Origin of the sequence: Coleofasciculus sp. FACHB-542, assembly GCF_014695825.1 — a bacterium.
In the GTDB taxonomy this organism is placed as follows: domain Bacteria; phylum Cyanobacteriota; class Cyanobacteriia; order Cyanobacteriales; family FACHB-T130; genus FACHB-T130.
The window spans coordinates 1-19,361 of record NZ_JACJPB010000006.1; the positions used below are offsets into that span (position 1 = coordinate 1).

Genomic DNA, 19,361 nt, shown 5'->3' on the forward strand with positions numbered 1-19,361 from the left:
CGGACAGCGATGTCTTTCCGTTTTATGGAGTGGGTGAACGCTAATCGAGATGTATTCTCAGCCTATAAAGCTGCTTTGGGTTTTATTTGGGCTTGAAATCTGTTTAAGTCCCGTTAGTTGGAATCACAAAGTTATCTGTATCGGCTCAACTGTACCGTTATGCTGCTGAGTCTTCGGTAAAGAGGCAACCAAAGGGCTATCTGTCGATGTTCAGGATTGAATTATTTTGAGGTTTCGGTAGGGCGGCAGGTGAAGGGTATCTGCGGAGCGGTTTAGGCTTTATTGTGGTGCTCAGACCCTTTACCAACTTGATAGGAGGACATCAACGTGACTGATGAACAACATTCCCTGCTGAAAGCATCAGACATCAATTCAATGGATGCGTTTGAGTTTCATCATCCGCTTAACCCCAATTCAGAAATTTATTTACGCTTCCTTGGGCGTGCTGTTGGTCTTAAACGCATTGGTGTAACGATTGCTCGTGTACCATCAGGCAAGGAATCCTTCATTTTCCACGCTCACCAAAATGAAGAAGAATGGGTTTACATTTTGTCGGGTCGAGGTATTGCGGAAATTGGAGATGTGGAGTACGAAGTCGAACCAGGAGACTTCATGGGCTTTGGGCTACCTCAACAACCCCATCATCTTCGTAATCCATTCGATGAAGACCTTGTATATCTGATAGGTGGAGAAGCAGGACGCTTAGATGTTGGCGTTTTTCCTCGGCTTGGTAAACGAGTGATTAGGGATGGTGAGTCCGTCTACATATTTGATGAGTCAGCGCTTCAACTTTTTTGGAGCAGCAAGCAATCTACTGAGGATTGATATCTGTTGGAGCGATCGCGGCATAACAACCCTAGTGCAGCGGTCACTTGTGGAGTTAAATAAAGTGTTGGCAACCGCTGACCAAGAGCGTTAGGCTGAAATTTGTTCTAAGTACAGCTAGGGTTCATAGAAAAGACTTGAGGGATCACAAAATGCAAAGCCAGAATATAGATTTAATCCGAACCCTCTTTCAAAGCCGCTTAGCGACTCTTGAGCATCTCTTGAAGTCAGCTCAGACTCATTTTTGTGATGACGAGTCGTTTCTTCAAAAGCGCATTGCAGCTGATATGTTTCCCTTCGGTACACAGATTGCTTTCACCTGCAATCAACCACGCAACTTTGCTCTGTGGTGTGATGGCAAACCTGCGAATAATCTAGAGCCAGACGTCATAGCTCTCACACAGGCATACGAACACATAGCAAACACTAAGGAACTTCTTTTGGGTGTTAACGCTGAAGATGCAAAGCTAGCTGAGGTGACGCGCATTAACTTGAGTCAGGACCTCTACGTCGAGTTATCTGGTAATGCCTACGTGAATGAATTTCTAATTCCAAACTTTTACTTCCATATGGTCACAGCTTACGATATTCTTCGCATGGCTGGTGTACCAATTGGAAAACGAGATTACATGCTGCACTTGGTGCCATTAATCAGAAAGAATGAGGCCTAACTATTCAAATGCAGCGAACGGTCAAGAGTCACTCGCTCTAAATTCGGGATTATTGCCACAGCGTAAACCAGTGCCATAAAGTAACTTAATTAAAAGTTGATAGACGCTGGATAACTTTTGAATAATTGCTAAAACTTCATCTTTTGTAAAAACGGTTGTTAAATAGTTAGATTTCTTTGCAAAAACTGCATCGACTTTCAAATCTAAATCTTGTTTTAATACCTCTTTGTAGAGAAACAAAACAGCATGAACTGCTTGATTTTGCGTTGATGCAGCCACATTTTTATTGACAGCAAGATGTGTTAAAAATTCTTCAATTTCCTTACTTCCCATATCTTTGGGATGGCGCTTATTATGAAAAAGGATATAGCGTCTAATCCAATAGATATAGGTTTTCTCTGTTTGATAAAAATAGTGCTTAAGCCTGATAAAATCTTGCACCTGTTTGAGGAGTTTCTTTGGACGTTATTCCATTGGAAGTTGTGCAGAAAATTCCGTGTATTATCCTAAATAAGAATGTTATACGGAAAATTTCTATATAACATCAAGGGATACACGGAAAAATTCTGTATAATCCTCCCGTAAAGGGTGGTTATACGGAAAAATTTTGTATAATACCTAAATAAACGGGTAAAAAAGAAGTTTTCCGTAGATTCAGACAAGAATCCATTGTAATGCTTGATGTATTAGGATTGAGAAAAAGATTATACGGAAACTTTCCATATAATAAATAGTTAGACACCTCGCAGATACGTTCATCTAAAGGCTGCTGGCGGCGAATTCTGCCATCAGTCTATATACCCTATGCCAGTCAAATTGTAGCTTTAGCAATAGTAGTTAAATCTTCAATAGCTGCTCGTTCGAGGCAAATCGACAATTGCCTGGTATGTATAGAGCTATACTGTGGTCAAATAATACTTGAATGTGTAATTGAATCGGATTATGATCTCTAACTTTCTGAATGAGTTGGCTAAACTTCTTAACCAAGGATGGGTTGGAGCATTAATTGGTCTATTTAGTCTTCTATTAGCTGTATATCTATATCGCTTAAGTCAGGTTTTTCCAAGGCTTGCTGTTCAAATGAGTAATACAAGATTAATTGGAGGGAGGCATGCTGAGCTTCCTAACAACGTAACCATTTACTATCAAAGAGATTTGTCTCAGCCTACAAAAACAGAAGTTTCCCAGCTTACCAAAACAACAATTGTTCTTTGGAATGCTGGGAAAACAACTTTTAGAGGAAATGATATTGTTTCAGGAGATCCATTACGCTTTGAATTTGAATCAAATTCACAAATTCTTGATTCTAAAATCACCCTGGTAACACGGCATGCTAATTTGTTCGCAATTCATGAAGACTCTACAAAATCTTATGTCGCTATCTGTGAATTTGATTTTTTAGATCCTCAAGATGGCGTGCGTATTGAGATTCTTCATACGTCCGACGAACGCCCAACGATGTATGGTACCATCCGTGGATTACCTCAAGGTTGTACTGATTGGGGATCTCTCCCTATAAGAGGTAAACAACTGAACAGTAGGAATGGGAAAAGCAAATTACTTTTGAAAATATTAGGAATCAGTAATTTTCTCCACTTCTTTATGATTATATTCTCTGTATTTATGATTGCTGTTGGTCTTTTTCCTGATCTGTTTCTTACTTTACTACCGAGATTGGGTAGAGTATCACAGACAGAACCGCTGCTTCAGCAAGGTAAGGTTAACTGGACACTTGTCTCTTGTGGGATAGTATACGGTATACTACCAGTTTTGTTCTTATGGTTTGAGCGACGAAGATTTCCGAAAAGGCTTGCCGAATAGCATTTGCACGCAAGAATAATGCTTACCTTTCTCAACTTGAACTCAACTGACAGTCAGTAGGTAGCTTGAAGTATTACTTGCAAATGATTCGGGTGGCTGTGGTCTATTGAGTACTAAGGTAGATGAACTATAAACAAATCTCAATAACATGTAATTCTCCGGTCTAACAATCCCGTTGCACACCGACCGTAAAAATTAGCTGGTTAATACCGAAAGATTGCTGGCGGCGGGTGAACGAGGTCGTTATGCTTCGGAACAAGTAGCGACGTACATCAAGAGGTTATATTTACTCTGCATGCAGCTGCACATAACGTTGTGGGCAGCTTTTTATATATTGGATTTTCTGTATGCTTTGGGTCATGTTAACGATCGCACAATTGGCACCACCGAGAACTCAATTGCAGCTTTCTAAGTAGCCTTGGCGTTGGGGTCTAAAGCTGAGAGCGACGTTTCAGGACAATTTGAAACGCCGCTCTCATTTTTGTCTCCAGCTTCTACCTGCGTTTAGGATTACCGCAGGTTAGCGTAGAGGATGCTAGGCTTAGAAACTCCTTGCAGAGGCTTTCGCTAAGACTGTGCGAAGGTCATAGCGATCGCGGTTCATCACCTTGTCCCACGCTGCCACAAAGTCATTGACAAACTTCTGCTGCGAGTCCACACATCCATAGACTTCCGCCAGGGCGCGGAGCTGAGAGTTTGAGCCGAAGATGAGGTCAACACGGGTAGCAGTCCACTTCAGGTCGCCGGTTTTGCGATCGCTACCCTCAAACTCATATTCATCTTCAGAGGTCGCCTTCCACGTCGTGCCCAAGTCGAGCAGGTTCACGAAGAAGTCATTGGTCAACGTCTCTGGGCGATGGGTAAAGACGCCGTGCTTAGACCCTCCATAGTTCGCACCCAAAACGCGCAAGCCGCCCAGGAGAGCCGTCATTTGAGGGGCTGACAGGGACAGCAATTGCGCCCGATCCACCAGCAACTCCTCAAGCGATTCGCTGTGTTTGCCGCTCGTGTAGTTGCGGAACCCGTCTGCCGTTGGCTCAAGTGGAGCAAAGGATTCCACATCAGTCTTCTCTTGCGATGCATCTGTGCGTCCCGGTGTAAAGGGAACCGTCACGTCATGACCGGCATTTTTCGCCGCTTGCTCAATGCCCGCGCATCCGCCCAGAACGATCAAGTCAGCAATCGAAACCTGCTTCCCGCCAGACTGCGAGCTGTTGAACTTCTGTTGAATTCCCTCTAGGGTTTGCAGCACCGTTGCCAGTTGGGCTGGCTGGTTGACTTCCCAATCCTTCTGCGGCGCGAGACGAATGCGTGCCCCGTTCGCTCCACCGCGCATATCAGAGCATCGGAAGGTCACTGCCGACGCCCAAGCGGTCGAAACCAGTTGGGAGACAGACAGCCCCGAAGCTAAAATCTTGGCTTTGAGAGCGGCGATGTCTTGCTCATCAATCAACTCATGGTCAACTGCGGGGATGGGATCTTGCCACAGGAACTCTTCCTGAGGAACCTCTGAACCGAGATAGCGCGATCGCGGTCCCATGTCGCGGTGCGTTAGCTTGAACCACGCCTTGGCGAATTGCTCTGCGAACTCATCCGGGTTATCGCGGTAACGCTGTGCAATCTGGTTGTAGATGGGGTCCATCTTCATGGACATGTCCGCCGTGGTCATCATGGGGGCGTGCCGTTTCGACGGATCGTGTGCGTCGGGCACCGTACCCGCACCAGCATCGCCCTTGGGCTTCCATTGCCACGCGCCAGCGGGACTCTTCGTCAGCTCCCAGTCATATTTGAACAGGGTTTCAAGATAGCTGTTGTCCCACTGCGTCGGCGTGGGGGTCCATGCGCCTTCGATACCGCTGGTGATCGCATCGACACCGACACCCGTGTTGAAGGCGTTCTTCCAGCCGAGGCCCTGATCGATGATGGTGGCACCCCCAGGATCGGCACCTACGTGCGTCGCCTCGCCCGCACCGTGACATTTGCCAAACGTATGTCCACCAGCGGTGAGCGCGACCGTTTCTGCATCGTTCATCGCCATCCGAGCAAAGGTCTCGCGAATATCGCGCCCTGAGCCGACCGGATCGGGTTCGCCGTCTGGTCCTTCCGGGTTGACGTAGATTAGGCCCATCTGAACAGCGCCGAGGGGATTCAGGAGGACGCGATCGCCTTCGTAACGCTCATTGCCGAGCCAAGCTTTCTCAGAACCCCAGTAGATGTCTTCTTCTGGCTGCCAGACATCCACGCGCCCACCAGCAAAGCCCAACGTTTTGAAGCCCATCGACTCAAGCGCGCAGTTGCCGGCGAAGATCATGAGGTCTGCCCACGAGATTTTCTTGCCGTATTTCTGCTTGATGGGCCAAAGCAACATGCGCGCCTTGTCGAGGTTAGCATTGTCAGGCCAACTGTTGAGCGGCTCAAAGCGCTGGCTACCCGAACCCGCGCCGCCGCGACCATCGCCAATCCGATATGTGCCGGCGCTGTGCCAAGCCATCCGGATGAAGAGCGGCCCATAATGACCGTAGTCGGCTGGCCACCAGTCCTGGGAGGTGGTCATCAGCTCGTAGATATCTGCCCTCAAGGCAGCTAAGTCAAGACTCTTGAATTCCTCAGCGTAGTTGAATTCCTCACCCATAGGATTGGCCTGGGGTGTGTGCTGGTGGAGGATGCTCAGATTCAAATAATTCGGCCACCAGTCTCGGTGTGACGGCCTATGACGAGGCTGAGATTTCTGACCGCCGCCCGTAAACGGGCATCCGCTTCCGCTGCTCATACTATTTTCCTATCAAGATGTGTGGGTCGATTTTTTGATGTATTGCGGGTATTGCCAACAAATAGCACATAGTAATTACTGGAATAATCGATGAACAAATAATCGAAGAGAAATATAATCAACGTTATGATTTGAAACAATGAATTTGTGATTTGCAACAATTAGTTAATTACCAATAAACCAAGAGTGCGATCGCGTTAGCGAAGCGGGACGTAGTCCAGCGCTGCTGCATCCGCCCTACAGCCCTCCCTTGCATCCTACGGCAGGCGTTACCGAAGCGTCGCGCAGATGGCAACTCTATTAGGTTTGTTAAGTCACTACCACGGTGTACTCATTGCGATCGCACTGATTGTTCATTATCGAATTAGATCAAACTTTGCCGAATGGGGATGTTGAGTTTCCTTCTGTCAACCCAACCTATGGCAAGGGGCGATCGCACTAGACGGACAAGAGTGTCAGTTATGATGCAAGTATTGCCTGCCACAGAGAAATATCAACCATTACGATTCGTTGACGCCTAGATAAAGTGGAGCTAAGCGCTATGAAAGATACTGCCCAGATTACGGGTTTTCATGCTCATATCTACTTCGATACCTCCAGTCGTGATGCGGCGGCGCGTGTACGTGAAGGATTGGGCGCGTCTTTTGAAGTGCATCTGGGGCGTTGGCATGACAAGCCCATTGGTCCACACCCAAAGGCAATGTATCAAGTTGCATTCTTACCAGAGCAATTTGGCAAGGTTGTCCCCTGGTTAATGCTCAATCGTGAGGGATTGGATATTCTCGTCCACCCCTCAACAGGCGATGATGTGGGAGACCACACCGATCGTTCTCTGTGGTTGGGAGAGAAGCTAGAGCTGAATATCGAGATCCTAAGGGCGATTGGAATCCGCTAATAATGAGACAGCTAGTGGCGATCGCAGTTGTCTATCTCCCCTAATAAGGGTGTTATGGGGCGATCGCACTCCCATTCACAAAGTGAAGGCTAGCCGCATTTTCACACCTCTCGCCCAGTTCGGTACCTAAACTGAGAGCGATCGCTCAGCATCTGATCGTGTACCAGAAGTTGGTTTCCGTAGGCAATTAGCTTGCTTCATTTGTGAGTTGTGACGGTACACTAAGCTATCTATTTTGTCTTCGAGCGACAGGAACTCCTCATAATATTCCTAGGTTTCATCCGATCAATAATTGATTCTTTGCAACGTGCGATCGCTTCTACTAAAAAGGTACGCAGCTCAGCCCTTCGTAACAAACTTTCAAAAAATAGCTGTAGTACCAGTAAATCTGGGAATACTTATATAGATTACCGAAAGGTACTAGGGAACCTGAAATTCATCCAAAATTAGGAGTTCCGCTCCCTCACCTAAAACTATTTGTCATCGCAGCAAGGAAACTTCCATCAAGATGAGTAAAATTACGCTTTCAGAGCGCGTCCGCTACGGGTTCGATAATTTCATGGCTAGAGGTACTGTTGCTCTGATTGGCGGATTAGCCTTGACCTCTCTAGCCTTTATCTTTTTAATGGGATTCTTGGTCAGCATCACCGGAGTTGCGCCGGAAGGAAGCGATCGCCTTCATCCTCTAGAAGCGATTTGGAGCGTTTTCATGCGGACTCTAGACTCAGGCGCAATGGGCGGCGATACAGGCTGGCTATTTCGGTTTGCGATGCTCTTTGTCACCTTTGGCGGTATCTTCATCATCAGTACCCTAATCGGCATTCTCAGTAGCGGCATTGATACGAAGCTAGAAGACTTACGGAAAGGACGTTCCCGTGTCGTTGAAACCGATCACATTGTAATTTTGGGTTGGTCGCTGCAAGTATTTACCCTCATCTCAGAACTCACCCTTGCTAATGCCAATCGACCCGGTACTTGCATTGTCATTCTCAGTGAAGAGGACAAAGTACAGATGGAAGATACCCTTTCTAATATCTTGGGTAAACGTTCCAAAATTCGCTTAGTTTGTCGCACGGGTAGTCCGAGCAATATTACTGACTTAGGGATGGTTAACGTCCAAACGGCACGCTCAATCGTGATTCTAAGCTCATCCAATGCCCATGCTGATATTCAACTGATAAAAACTCTGCTGGCAATTACCAGTATTCCGCGCAGCGTGTCCCAGCCTTATCACATCGTTGCTCAAGTTCAAGACCCCAGGAGTTCCGACGTTGTTAGTCTAATCGGACGCAACGACATAGAGGTTTTACTGACTAACGATCTCATCTCGCGGATCGTCGTGCAAACCTGTCGTCAATCAGGCTTATCAACGGTTTACATGGAGCTACTTGACTTTAGTGGGAATGAAATTTATATCAAAGCAGAACCAACTTTACAAGGAAAAACCTACGGCGATGCGCTTTTAGCCTACAACGATTCTGCGGTACTGGGAATTAAACACGCTGATGGAACGATCCAGCTTAATCCACCGATCGACAGGTCGTTACAACCCAATGAACAACTTGTTTTGATTAGCGAAGATGACAGTACCATTCATTTGTCGCCACTGTCTGACATTCCAATCGATCGTCAAGCGATTCAAGTTAAAGAGAAAAATGCGATCGCTGCCACAGAAAACACCTTAATTTTGGGATGGAATGACCGCATTTCTACCATTATTCAACTACTCGATCGTTACGTTGCTCCCGGCTCCACCGTTACAGTCGTTGCTGAGTTTCCAGAAGCTGAGGTCGTATCAACTGAATCGCTCAACTTACAACAACAGACTGTGCGGTATTCCCAGGGAAATCCTACCGAGCGTCAGGTATTAGAAAGCCTCGACTTAACTAAATACAATCATGTTCTCGTACTCTGCAATACTGACTTAGAACCAGAGCAAGCGGATGCTCAAATCTTGATTACATTGCTTTATCTGCGGGATATTGCCGATCGCTATAAGTGCAATTTTCAGGTTGTCACGGAAATTTTAGATTTGCGAAATCAAGCCTTGGCACAAGTAGCTCGCCCGGATGATTTTGTCATCAGCGAGCAAATTGTTAGTCGGCTGCTGGCTCAAGTTTCCGAACAGAAAAGCCTCAATGCTGTGTTTGCCGATCTCTTTAGTCCTGAAGGCTCAGAAATTTATCTTAAGCCTGTCGGTGAGTATGTTGCGCTCGATCATCCCGTTAATTTTTACACAGTTGTTGAAGCTGCCAAGCAACGTGGTGAATCGGCAATTGGCTATCGTTGTAAAGCGGATGCTAATAATTCAGGTAGAGCTTATGGGGTGACGATTAATCCCAAAAAAGATCAACTGATTACGTTTACCCCGCAAGATACGATCGTTCTATTAGCGGAAAACTAAATTTTAGTTTCAATCTTTTTGTATTGATGTACGCGATCGCCATTGACTATCTTAAGGATTCCGACCCTATCCTGGGACGACTCATTGACCAAATTGGTGCGTGTCAACTGAACCAGTACGAACTGGAGGGAGACTTGTTCTTTTGCCTATCCCGGTCAATTCTCCACCAACAACTTTCTACCAAGGTGGCTAAAGTAATCCACCAAAGGTTTCTCCAGCTTTACCCAGACACTCTGTTTCCTTCAGCGCAAGATGTCCTCGACACGCCAGATGAAGCCCTTCGCGGCGTGGGGATTTCGCGCCCCAAAATCTCTTATCTTAAAGACTTGGCGCGTCATGCGATCGACGGATTGCCCACGTTTGAGGAGTTGGAAGTCATGGATGATGAGGCGATTATCAAGACTCTGACGCCGATCAAAGGCGTCGGACGATGGACTGTGCAGATGCTCCTGATTTTCCGTCTCAAGCGGTGGGATGTTTTGCCTGTGGATGATTTGGGTGTACGTGCAGGTATTCGGAATCTCTACAATCTTGAGGCACTTCCTGACCGCAAGACTACAGAACGTTTCGGGCAAAAGTGGAAGCCGTATTGCAGTATTGCTTCGTGGTATTTGTGGCGTAGTTTGGAACTAAAGCCAGTTTGAGGATTGCTGGGAAAGGGGAGAAGATGCGATTTCTAAATTTTCTACCCTCTGGTCATCATCTAAATCTCCAAAAAATTTTAGGATAACTCATGAGCATTATTCACGTCCGGCAGATAGAGGCAAAGCTAAAATCACTGTTTAGCGACCTAATAGACCTTAGTGATTATGCAAATAAATCACAAGCAGAGAAAGAATCTGCTTTTCTGACTCGCGCACTTGCTGCATTTGCAATTTTGGTCACAGCTGATATCGCTCCAGAGCAAGCTGCGCTTTGCATAACTGATGGATATGGTGATAATGGAATCGATGCAATTTACTTTGATGAACACGAAAAAATTCTCTTTTTAGTGCAATCAAAATGGCGGCATAACGGTACAGGCAGTATTGAGCGTGGTGATGCCCTAAAGTTTATTAAGGGTGTCAAAGACCTTATTAATGCAGAATTTGAACGTTTTAATGAAAAAGTAAAAAAACGTTCGATAGAGATTCAAGACGCTTTGCTCTTTGCAAATACCCGAATTGCTCTCTTACTTACTTATACTGGACAAGCGCCATTAGGTGAAGATATTTCGCGTGACTTCAATGACTTTCTACGCGATATGAACGATCCTTCGGAGGTTGTGGAATTGCGAGTTCTTCGGCAAGGTCAATTGCATAGCATCATTGCTAGTGGTACTTTAGGGGCACCGATTAACTTTGATGTTGTATTAAGGGATTGGGGACAAACTAGAGAGCCATTCCTTGCATATTATGGTCAGGTATCAGCAGCTGAGGTTGCTGCTTGGGATAAGTATCATCCAAGACTATTTGCGCCCAATATACGCTCATTCCTTGGTACGACGGAAATTAATCAGAGCATTATTGAAACTCTATCATCAGAGCCAGAGAAGTTTTGGTATTTCAACAATGGTATAACAGCATTGTGCGGCACAATCCGAAAGAAACCAATAGGAGGGAGTTCGCATGATAGCGGTGTATTCGAGTGTACCGATGTAAGTATTGTAAATGGGGCACAAACTGTAGGAGCGATTGCAACTGCCAATGCAAAATCACCCGACGGAGTTGCTAAAGCAACTGTCATGGTTCGATTTATCTCGCTTGAAAATTGTTCAGAAGATTTTGCTATACGTGTTACACGGGCAACGAACACTCAAAATCGTATTGAGAAACGAGATTTTGTTTCACTAGATCCAGAACAAGAGCGCTTGCGAACTGAGTTGCAGTTAGAAGGTGTCGATTACGTTTACAAAGCAGGATATAGTCTTCGTGATATAAAGAAGGGCTTTGATCTAACTGAGGCAACTGTTGCACTTGCATGCGCCTATTCTGAACTTAACTATGCTGTACAGGCGAAGAGCGGTATCGGAGTACTTTGGGAGGATGTCTCTAAGGCACCATACAAAGCTCTTTTCAATTCAGGCGTTTCCAGTGTCAGGCTCTGGACACTTGTTCAGATTCATCGTGCAATTGAGGAACAACTAAAGATCGAAAAAAATAAGCGACAAGGTCGAGAGGCAATGTTACCCGTGCATGGTAACAGGTTCCTAGCCAGACAAGTATTTAGATACCTATCCCTTAAAAGCCTGGATGATCCGAAAACAGACGTACAAGATATTCTTGATCGGGTTAAGGAGGTCTCTGCTCGTGTAGTTGAATTGACTATCAGTGCGATTAATGAAAAGTACCCGGAATCATACCTTGCTAATCTATTCAGAAATATCAAGAAATGCCATGACATTGAGAACGTCGTTGATTCACTCTGGTAATAGCAGAACACAAGCTCAGAATTGGTTTGATATTGAGTGTCATTTGCCTTATCGTCATTCTCACTTGTGAGTATGAACAGAGCGATCCCGTAGATTGGTTTTGACTGTACGTAGGCACTGGTGCGATCGCTCATCCTAAAATTCACGAGAACAATATTGCCCAGCCACTCGCAGCATAGCTGCCAAACTTTTTTCCACATCAGCATCCGTCGTTGCCCAAGACGAAACACTAATTCGCATCGCCGTCTGCCCTTGCCAAACCGTACTGCCACACCAACAAGTCCCGTCGGCTTGAATATCAGCAATCACCCGATGAGTTGTTTCTGCATCTCCAAACGATACTAAGACTTGATTCAACACCACATCGTTGAGAATCGGGTAACCAGCAGCTTTCAACTCCTTGGCAAAGTGTCTAGCATAGCGACAGGTACGCTCAATTAAGTCTGCCAAACCAGAACGACCGAGCGATCGCAATGCTGCCCACACTTCAACGCCACGCGCACGCCTCGATAATTCAGGAGTATAGATCTGACGGGTTGCGCTGCTCACTGACGGTGGGTAAATACTCGGCAGTAATCGCCATTGCCGCTTGCAACGCAGAGGCATCGCGAACAAACGCCAACCCGCTATCATATGGCACGTTCAACCACTTGTGAGCATCGGTTGCCCAAGAATCTGCCTCTTCCATACCAGTGGTGAGGTGTGCCAAAGATGGTGCTACTGCTGCCCAGAGTCCGAATGCACCGTCTACATGCACCCAGGCTCCCACTTCCTTGGCGCGATCGCAAATCTCTCTAACTGGATCGCACGCGCCTGTGTTCACATTTCCGACTTGGGTACAGATAATTGCAGGACGAGCAAGGGTGGGAATGGCGTCCGGACGCATCCGCCCCTGTCCATCAACAGGCACTTTCACGACTCGGCTTCGACCTAATCCCAGCAATCCCAACGCTTTCAACAAGCTTGGGTGCGCTTCCGCGCTAACTGCAACCGTAATCGGTGGCGCACCAAACAACCCGTCTGCTTCTACATTCCAACCTTCCCGTTCGAGTACAGCGTGGCGGGCGGCGGCTAATGCGGTAAAGTTAGCAACAGTTGCTCCCGTAACGAAGGCACCACCGCAGTCGGCGGGGAGATGCAGTACGTCGAGGAGCCAGCGCAGAGCTATCTGTTCTAGTAAGGCTGTAGCTGGAGTGATGCGATAGAGTCCACAATTTTGATCCCACGCGGCGGCTAGCCAGTTGGCGGCTAAGGCGGCAGGCAGGGAACCACCCGTGACAAATCCGAAGAAGCGGGAGCCTGCTTGTGCCATTGATGCGGGTGAGCCAACTTCATCGAGCAGTTGCAAGACGAGTTCAGGATCGACAGGCTGATTGGGCAGGGGTTCATCGAATTGGATGAGGTTAGCGATCGCTTCCTGTGTTGGCGCAACGTTCCGAGCGTCTAAGCCTTCAAGATAACGAATAGCGTATTCAGCCGTTGTTTGCAAGAGTTCTCGCATATCCTCTTCCTTCCCTGCACGGGGCTAAACAATCCCGCATAAGCGAGCATAGCGCTACTGGAATGATTTTTGGATGCAACAAGCTGCCGTCGCGCCTAAATAGGAATAAGCTGCTCCTTTTACATGGGTTGTTCAGGCAGCGAGAGGGGTTCTTCAGGCAGCGGGATAAACTCGGTTTCGTGTGGAACCCGCTCAAACCGTCCGTTCTTCCAGTCCGCTTTCGCTTGCTCAATGCGATCAAGGCGGCTAGAGACAAAATTCCACCACTTGTGCCGCTCACCGACAGGTTCACCACCTACCACAATGCAACGAGCGTCGGCTTTCGCACTAATGCTCACGGTCTGATCGGGATTGAGTACGATCATTCGTTGTGGCTCCAGCGGTTCGCCATCTATGCTGAGACCGTTTGTAACGCTGTAGACGGCTTGTTCACTATAGTCCGGAGGCAGCGTGAACTCAGTTCCAGTGGGCAGTTGTACATCGAGGTAAATCATCGGTGAGAACGTTTGAACGGGAGATGTGCGACCATACGCCTGCCCTGCAATCAGTGTGATTTCGACACCCCCATCTTGCCAAGCGGGGATGTCAGTAGCTGAGTAGTGACGAAACCAAGGTTCGGTCTCTTCATGCTCCGAAGGAAGTGCGATCCACGTCTGGATGCCATGAAGCCGTGTTTCGCGACTCCTCCCCGCGTTGGGCGATCGCTCCGAATGGACAATGCCACGACCCGCCGTCATCCAATTAACGGCTCCGGGATGAATTTCTTGAACAACCTTGAGACTATCGCTATGGAGCAGCACCCCTTCAAACAAGTAAGTCAGTGTTGCTAAATCGATATGCGGATGCGGTCGCACATCCATTCCTTGACCCGGTGCAAAGGTAGCTGGGCCGAGATGGTCGAAAAAGATGAATGGTCCAACCATCTGCCGAGTTGCGTGAGGCAAGATGCGCCGAGCCTCAAATCCACCCAAATCTTTAACTTCGGGTTCAAGAACATCACCAATGCTGTTGGACATAGCAAAGATTACCCCGTGATTCTGACCAAAGCCTGATTAATTTTTTAATCTTAGAGCTATATCAGCTTCTTCCTTCTGATTTGGGATACAGATTGTTGATTGCATCTTCTCTACAGCCTGGAACAACTTACCTCAAGTGGGTTATGCCACGTTATTACTAGGAGTTAGATGGCACAGATAACTTTGGTATTCTGAAGTCATTCAAAGCAGTTTTAAAGTGATGACTCAGGTTGTAATTGTTGGGGCTGGACCTGCTGGTGCAACGCTTGCACTGCTTCTCGTCAAACGTGGCATCGCTGTCAAACTGATTGAATCCTCCCGTAACTTCCGCAGAGTTTTTCGCGGTGAGGGATTGATGCCCAGTGGGCTAGATGCTCTAGAGCAGATGGGATTGTCGTCTGTACTAGAGAGCATTCCCCATCGACCTTTGGATGCCTGGGAAGTCCTGATTGAGAACCGATTTCTGTTTCGAGTTGATGAGCCAATCGAACCGGGTGGTAAGCCCTGCACCCTCGTCTCACAGCCAGCTTTCCTGGAAGCCGTGATCGACGAGGCAAAAACTTATCCCAACTTTGAGTTTGTCCAGGGGACTCCCGTGCAGGATTTGCTGTGGAGCGATCGCCGGGTTTCGGGCGTGAAGCTGGGTGACGATCGCTCTATTTGTGCCAATCTCGTTATTGGGGCGGATGGTCGTAATTCCGTTGTTCGGCAGCGAGCCAACTTGCCTCTAGAGCAACAGTCCGGAATCTTTGATATTCTTTGGTTTAAATTGGCCGATAGCTCGCGCTTTGAATCCGAGAATGTATTTTATTCGATTGTTCGCGAGCGCAATGCATTTGGATTGTTTCGCTCTACGTCCGGGAATCTTCAGATAGGCTGGGCACTCCATGACGATGCCCCAATAGACTGGAAGCAAGCCGATTGGCCTGTCGTTTTGGCAGAAGCATCGCCCCCGTGGTTAGCCGAGCATATCCGGACTCATGCAGAAAGTATTGAACGGCCGGTTCTGTTATCCGTCGTCGTCGGGCGTTGTGCGCGTTGGTATGCACCAGGATTACTGTTGCTGGGCGATGCTGTTCACCCGATGTCACCAATTCGCGCCCAAGGCATCAATATGGCTTTGCGGGATGTGATTGTTGCAGCCAATCATCTAGTTCCCCTGTTGCGTGAAGGAGCAACAGATACGGCAATTGATGCCGTCTTGCCACAGATTCAAGCCGAGCGGGAACCGGAAATTATTCGAGCGCAGCAGCTTCAAAGTCAGGAAGCGGCTCAGGCTGAACTACTGCGTAAAAACGCACTGCTGCGATGGGCGGCGAGTCAGCTAGCCCCCCTGCTGGGCAAGGGCGTGAGGCACTCTTGGCTCTCTAGGCAGCGCCAGTTGCGTCAAGGGGTAACGCAGATACAGTTAACTGTGTGAACTACCGCCGCCTGAGATTGGCTTGCCCTGCACCAGCGCTGATTTCAGATCGGTTTCCACCAGTCGATTTACCGTTTCTAATCCCTCGGAGTCATACAGGATAAAGCGGGCGATCGCTTTGACAACGCCAATATGCGGAGCATAATGATAAATTGTCTCGCTACGAGCTTGACGACCATCATCAAACATCCAGTGAGTTGAGCCGTCAACACGCAAGCATTGCTCAAAAGACCCTGCTGTCACCTGTAGGTCTTCAATATCAGCGATCGTTTGCCACACTGTGAATTTTCCAGGACTCGTTGAGCCATCCTGAAAGTACCGAGTAAAACTTGTTGTGATATTTACTTGTGTACCAATTTTGAGCGGATCGGGAAACCAGAGGATGGGGCGATCGAACTCTATATAGGATTGACCATCTGAAAACTCTTCCCGCAGATAGTACAACCCTTTCAAAGGTAGGTAGCACAGAACTTTAGCTGCATTCGTCGCATCAAAATGTCGAACAGTGTCTCCGATGGGTAAGGAAGGTCCGGCTTCAATGCGAGCAATATAATCCCCTCTCCAACGTGGCGGTGCCGTATAGTGCCACTTTGAGCCAATGTTTAGCGGATAGTAAGTGGCTAGGGGATAAACTCCTGTCGTCATGTTTGCAATGCAGGTAAAGAGACAGCCTGTTTGGGCTACCTTAACAGAGACTGCATTATTCGACTTCTGCCCTTGGATAGCAAGGTTATATCTGCGGGAGACTATTCCAAAGGTGAGGTAGGTTGCCAACTCAGACCAGGCTTAAACTCATCTATGAGAAAGTCAATAAAGCATTTAACCTTCGCCGACTGAAAGCGTCCTCGACGGTAAACGACCTGAATCGGTATTGACTCAGGTTCGTATTCTTTCAGGATGACTTTGACCGATTGATTTTGGAGTTCATCACTAAACGACCAGTGAGGGGATGTGCCAATGCCAATGTTTGCCAAGACGGCTTCACGAAGCGCCATCGAGTTATTGACTTGCAGATTTCCACTTACCGTTACCGTCGTTCCTCGAAAATGCCATTCATTACCTGTAGACTGCCTGGTATAAACAATACAGTTGTGGTGCAAAAGGTCGGCTGGTTTTTGTGGCTCTCCAAACTTCTCCAAATAGTCCACCGACGCGACTGCAACAAATCGGAATGTGCCGAGCGGCTGTGAGATTACGTTGGGATCGACAAACTTGCCAATTCTGATCGCTAGATCGATGCCCTCTCCGACTAAATCGACAAAATGGTCAGACATCGTTAGGTCAATCTTGATATCCCCATAGCTAGAGAGAAATCGTTTCAAGCGGGGGAGTACCTGCATCTGCCCAAACGCAACCGAGCAATTGAGCCGTAATAGTCCAGACGGGTTCTGCCGCTTTCCCACACTAGACTCGGCTTCAGATAGTGCTTCGAGAACAAATTGGCAACGCTCATAAAAGCGCATTCCCTCCTCTGTCAAACTCACTTGGCGCGTCGATCGCACCAGTAATTGCACGTCCAGATAGTCTTCCAGTGCAGCAATCTGTTTGCTAATCGTGGGTTGAGTGGTACCCATCTCTCTGGCAACAGCGGAGAAGCTGCCTGTTTCTACTGTTCGCACAAAACTCTTGATGCAGGCGATCAGATCTGACATGGAGATTGATTCTCTTTAAGAATAAGTTATATTCCATTTTGCGGTCTTCTCAAACCAGAAGGAATGAAACATGATTAATGTTATGAGCCAAATCAAGTTTCTTACCTCACAACTTGAGCTAACGAAGAGGACAAAAATCATGATTACAGCAACAGACCTGAAAGCCAATTTTGAAGACATCAAAACCCTGGTTTTACAAGGGAAAGCGATGGAAGCTTTTGAGAAATACTATGGCGAGGATGTGGTGATGCAGGAAAATGAAACGCCTGCCACTGTGGGGAAAGCTGCCAATCGCGCTAGAGAACTGGAGTTCTTTTCTAAAGTGACCGAATGGGGTGCAGCGGAACTGAAAGCGGTTGCTTATGGCGAAGACGTGATTATTTCTGAGTGGTTTGTCGATTACACCCATTCTGAGTGGGGCAACGTCACCCACGATCAAGTGTCTGTACAGAGATGGAAAGACGGTAAAGTGATCCACGAGCGTTTCTATTACGCCGCCTAAACTGCCTCAACGATTTTGATGAATCCGACAACTTGCTAGGACTCGCGAAAACGCTCCGCAGCCTCAATAACCAGTTGTCGGGCTTGCTCCGGTCCGAAGCGACCTTGTGGCTCGAACGTTTTGCCCTTAGCCGCGTTGTACGACACGAAAAAGTGTTCAATCTCGTGGATGAGGTTCTGATTCAGGTCGTCGAGCGTTTTCACGTCATGCTGGTTGCGGGAGTTGGCGGCAACAGCGAGCAAGCGGTCATTGCGATCAGTTTTCCCCTCCTCGGTTTGAAAAGCACCAAAGCCGCCGATGAGCCGCGATGGGACAAGGCAGCCGACGAAGGCAGGCTCCTCCATCAATACCAGCACGTCGATAGCGTCGCCGTCGTCGGCTAGAGTCGAGGGCACGAAACCGAAGTCGTATGGGAAAAATGCGCCTGCTGCCAGTACGCCGCCCAACTTGTACAACCCGTGCTTCTTGTCCCACTCAAATTTGTTACGGCTGCCCTTGGGCGTGTCAATGATGACGTTGAGCGTTTCGGCATCATCTGAGTCAAACGGAGGCAGGTGGAGAGGGTCGGTTGCCATAGTTTACTAGCACGTATCTATTTCTTGCTAGCGATAGCGTTAGCAAAGCGAGGCGTAAGCCTAGCGCTGCTGCGTACTCCGTTGGAGAAGCCGAAGGCTAGCACAGATCGCACTCATCCTATCCCGATCGATCATCTAGTTTTATCGAGCGTAGGACATAGAGTTCGACTTTGATAAAAGTAGTGGTGTTTTTTCAGGAAAATGGCAAACCTTTTACCTCGGAAACGTTCTGTGGTCTTTTTAAGCAAGTAGCTTACTGCTTGACTGGGAAAGCTTGTAACCCCCATATGGCGATCGCTCACCTGATGAATTCTAGGACGAATTCGGCAGATTCTAGAGGGACTAGTTAGCTAATGCCTGGGATAGCTCTGGAAGAGTAGGGGCTTCGTCGGAAGATTCTAGATGGACTGGTGTATTGTCGGTAGACTACAGCGATCGCGCTACTATGCACTCAACTATCCACAACCCAATCTACTTGATGGGCTTCAGTAAGGTCAGGAACTTCTAAGCGATCGCGCATTCGCTGAATCACCGCTTCCGGCACATTAGCAGCGCGAGAATGATTGCGCCGCAGCAATTCTTCCCAAGACACTTCTAGGTAGACAATGCGAATCCGTGCCTGGTAAGCCGAAAATAGATTAATTAACGACGAACGCAGTTGCCGAGAGAGATTTGTCGCATTCCAAACAAACGATTTTTCGGCTCTCATGCATTAGACCTCCTGCATGAATGGTCAAGTAGTGTGCCAGTTCATAATCGAGATTGCACAATAAGGGAGTAGATCAGCAAGACACTGGGGAGTTGGTATGCCGTATACGGAGCTACAATCGCTTTCAGAAGGTGAGTTCAAGCGCTTATGCGGCGTTAGTCGTGAAACCTTTGCTGAAATAGTTGAAGTA

At 47.6% G+C, this 19,361-nt stretch carries 18 protein-coding genes; 9 read left to right on the forward strand and 9 right to left on the reverse strand.

From position 1 onward, the window contains the following. Positions 1–327: 327 nt before the first annotated feature. Positions 328–825 carry a cupin domain-containing protein gene (locus H6F52_RS00630; protein WP_190531231.1) on the forward strand — a complete coding sequence of 166 codons (498 nt, stop codon included), beginning with the start codon at positions 328–330 and terminating at the stop codon, positions 823–825. A gap of 152 nt (positions 826–977) precedes the next feature. Further along, positions 978–1,496, forward strand: coding sequence for a DUF1993 domain-containing protein (locus H6F52_RS00635; protein WP_190531233.1), 519 nt, complete (start codon positions 978–980; stop codon positions 1,494–1,496). A 21-nt stretch (positions 1,497–1,517) separates the two neighbouring features. On the opposite strand, the gene H6F52_RS00640 is transcribed toward H6F52_RS00635, so the two are convergent. Continuing rightward, positions 1,518–1,937 (reverse strand): phage integrase N-terminal SAM-like domain-containing protein, encoded by a 420-nt coding sequence (locus tag H6F52_RS00640; RefSeq protein ID WP_347276174.1) that lies wholly within the window; start codon positions 1,935–1,937, stop codon positions 1,518–1,520. 501 nt (positions 1,938–2,438) lie between these two features. Here H6F52_RS00640 and H6F52_RS00645 point away from each other — a divergent pair. After that, complete coding sequence (locus tag H6F52_RS00645; protein ID WP_190531235.1) at positions 2,439–3,317, forward strand: hypothetical protein; 879 nt, start codon at positions 2,439–2,441, stop codon at positions 3,315–3,317. Positions 3,318–3,858: 541 nt separating this feature from the next. Here the strand turns inward: H6F52_RS00645 and katG are convergent. After that, positions 3,859–6,087: a catalase/peroxidase HPI gene (gene katG, locus H6F52_RS00650; RefSeq protein WP_190531237.1), complete on the reverse strand. Its 2,229-nt coding sequence runs from the start codon at positions 6,085–6,087 to the stop codon at positions 3,859–3,861. Between the two features lie 541 nt (positions 6,088–6,628). Here katG and H6F52_RS00655 point away from each other — a divergent pair. The 4 genes from H6F52_RS00655 (at position 6,629) to H6F52_RS00670 (ending at position 11,796) form a co-directional block, all read left to right on the forward strand. Then, entirely contained in the window at positions 6,629–6,982 is a 354-nt protein-coding gene (locus tag H6F52_RS00655) for a DOPA 4,5-dioxygenase family protein (protein WP_190531239.1), read from the forward strand. Positions 6,983–7,490: 508 nt separating this feature from the next. Continuing rightward, positions 7,491–9,386 carry a potassium transporter TrkA gene (locus H6F52_RS00660; RefSeq protein ID WP_190531241.1) on the forward strand — a complete coding sequence of 632 codons (1,896 nt, stop codon included), beginning with the start codon at positions 7,491–7,493 and terminating at the stop codon, positions 9,384–9,386. A gap of 23 nt (positions 9,387–9,409) precedes the next feature. Then, a complete protein-coding gene (locus H6F52_RS00665; RefSeq protein ID WP_190531243.1) occupies positions 9,410–10,030 on the forward strand; it encodes a DNA-3-methyladenine glycosylase in 621 nt (206 codons plus the stop codon). A gap of 89 nt (positions 10,031–10,119) precedes the next feature. Beyond that, positions 10,120–11,796, forward strand: a complete 1,677-nt coding sequence (locus H6F52_RS00670) for an AIPR family protein (protein ID WP_190531245.1) — start codon at positions 10,120–10,122, stop codon at positions 11,794–11,796. Positions 11,797–11,931: 135 nt separating this feature from the next. Here the strand turns inward: H6F52_RS00670 and H6F52_RS25925 are convergent, their stop codons facing one another. From H6F52_RS25925 to H6F52_RS00680, 3 genes are all read right to left on the reverse strand, one after another. Beyond that, positions 11,932–12,345, reverse strand: coding sequence for a pyridoxal-dependent decarboxylase (locus H6F52_RS25925; protein ID WP_199300271.1), 414 nt, complete (start codon positions 12,343–12,345; stop codon positions 11,932–11,934). After that, complete coding sequence (locus H6F52_RS25930) at positions 12,311–13,297, reverse strand: aminotransferase class V-fold PLP-dependent enzyme (protein WP_199300273.1); 987 nt, start codon at positions 13,295–13,297, stop codon at positions 12,311–12,313. The genes H6F52_RS25925 and H6F52_RS25930 overlap by 35 nt, the downstream gene beginning before the upstream one ends. A 119-nt stretch (positions 13,298–13,416) precedes the next feature. After that, positions 13,417–14,313: a pirin family protein gene (locus H6F52_RS00680; RefSeq protein ID WP_190425464.1), complete on the reverse strand. Its 897-nt coding sequence runs from the start codon at positions 14,311–14,313 to the stop codon at positions 13,417–13,419. 220 nt (positions 14,314–14,533) lie between these two features. Here H6F52_RS00680 and H6F52_RS00685 point away from each other — a divergent pair, with 220 nt between their 5' ends. Further along, complete coding sequence (locus tag H6F52_RS00685) at positions 14,534–15,733, forward strand: FAD-dependent monooxygenase (protein ID WP_190425467.1); 1,200 nt, start codon at positions 14,534–14,536, stop codon at positions 15,731–15,733. Here H6F52_RS00685 and H6F52_RS00690 read toward each other — a convergent pair. Both H6F52_RS00690 and H6F52_RS00695 read right to left on the reverse strand, forming a co-directional pair. Beyond that, positions 15,722–16,378: a hypothetical protein gene (locus tag H6F52_RS00690; RefSeq protein ID WP_190425470.1), complete on the reverse strand. Its 657-nt coding sequence runs from the start codon at positions 16,376–16,378 to the stop codon at positions 15,722–15,724. The two genes, H6F52_RS00685 and H6F52_RS00690, sit on opposite strands and share 12 nt — an antisense overlap. Before the next feature lie 101 nt (positions 16,379–16,479). Next, positions 16,480–17,385, reverse strand: coding sequence for a LysR family transcriptional regulator (locus H6F52_RS00695; protein ID WP_190425472.1), 906 nt, complete (start codon positions 17,383–17,385; stop codon positions 16,480–16,482). Positions 17,386–17,524: 139 nt separating this feature from the next. On the opposite strand from H6F52_RS00695, the gene H6F52_RS00700 reads away from it, so the two are divergent. Then, entirely contained in the window at positions 17,525–17,887 is a 363-nt protein-coding gene (locus H6F52_RS00700; protein WP_190531247.1) for a SnoaL-like domain-containing protein, read from the forward strand. Between the two features lie 35 nt (positions 17,888–17,922). Here H6F52_RS00700 and H6F52_RS00705 read toward each other — a convergent pair whose 3' ends face one another. Further along, a complete protein-coding gene (locus H6F52_RS00705) occupies positions 17,923–18,462 on the reverse strand; it encodes an inorganic diphosphatase (RefSeq protein WP_190531249.1) in 540 nt (179 codons plus the stop codon). A gap of 451 nt (positions 18,463–18,913) precedes the next feature. After that, positions 18,914–19,171: an ATP-binding protein gene (locus H6F52_RS00710; RefSeq protein ID WP_190531251.1), complete on the reverse strand. Its 258-nt coding sequence runs from the start codon at positions 19,169–19,171 to the stop codon at positions 18,914–18,916. Between the last annotated feature and the right edge of the window lie 190 nt (positions 19,172–19,361).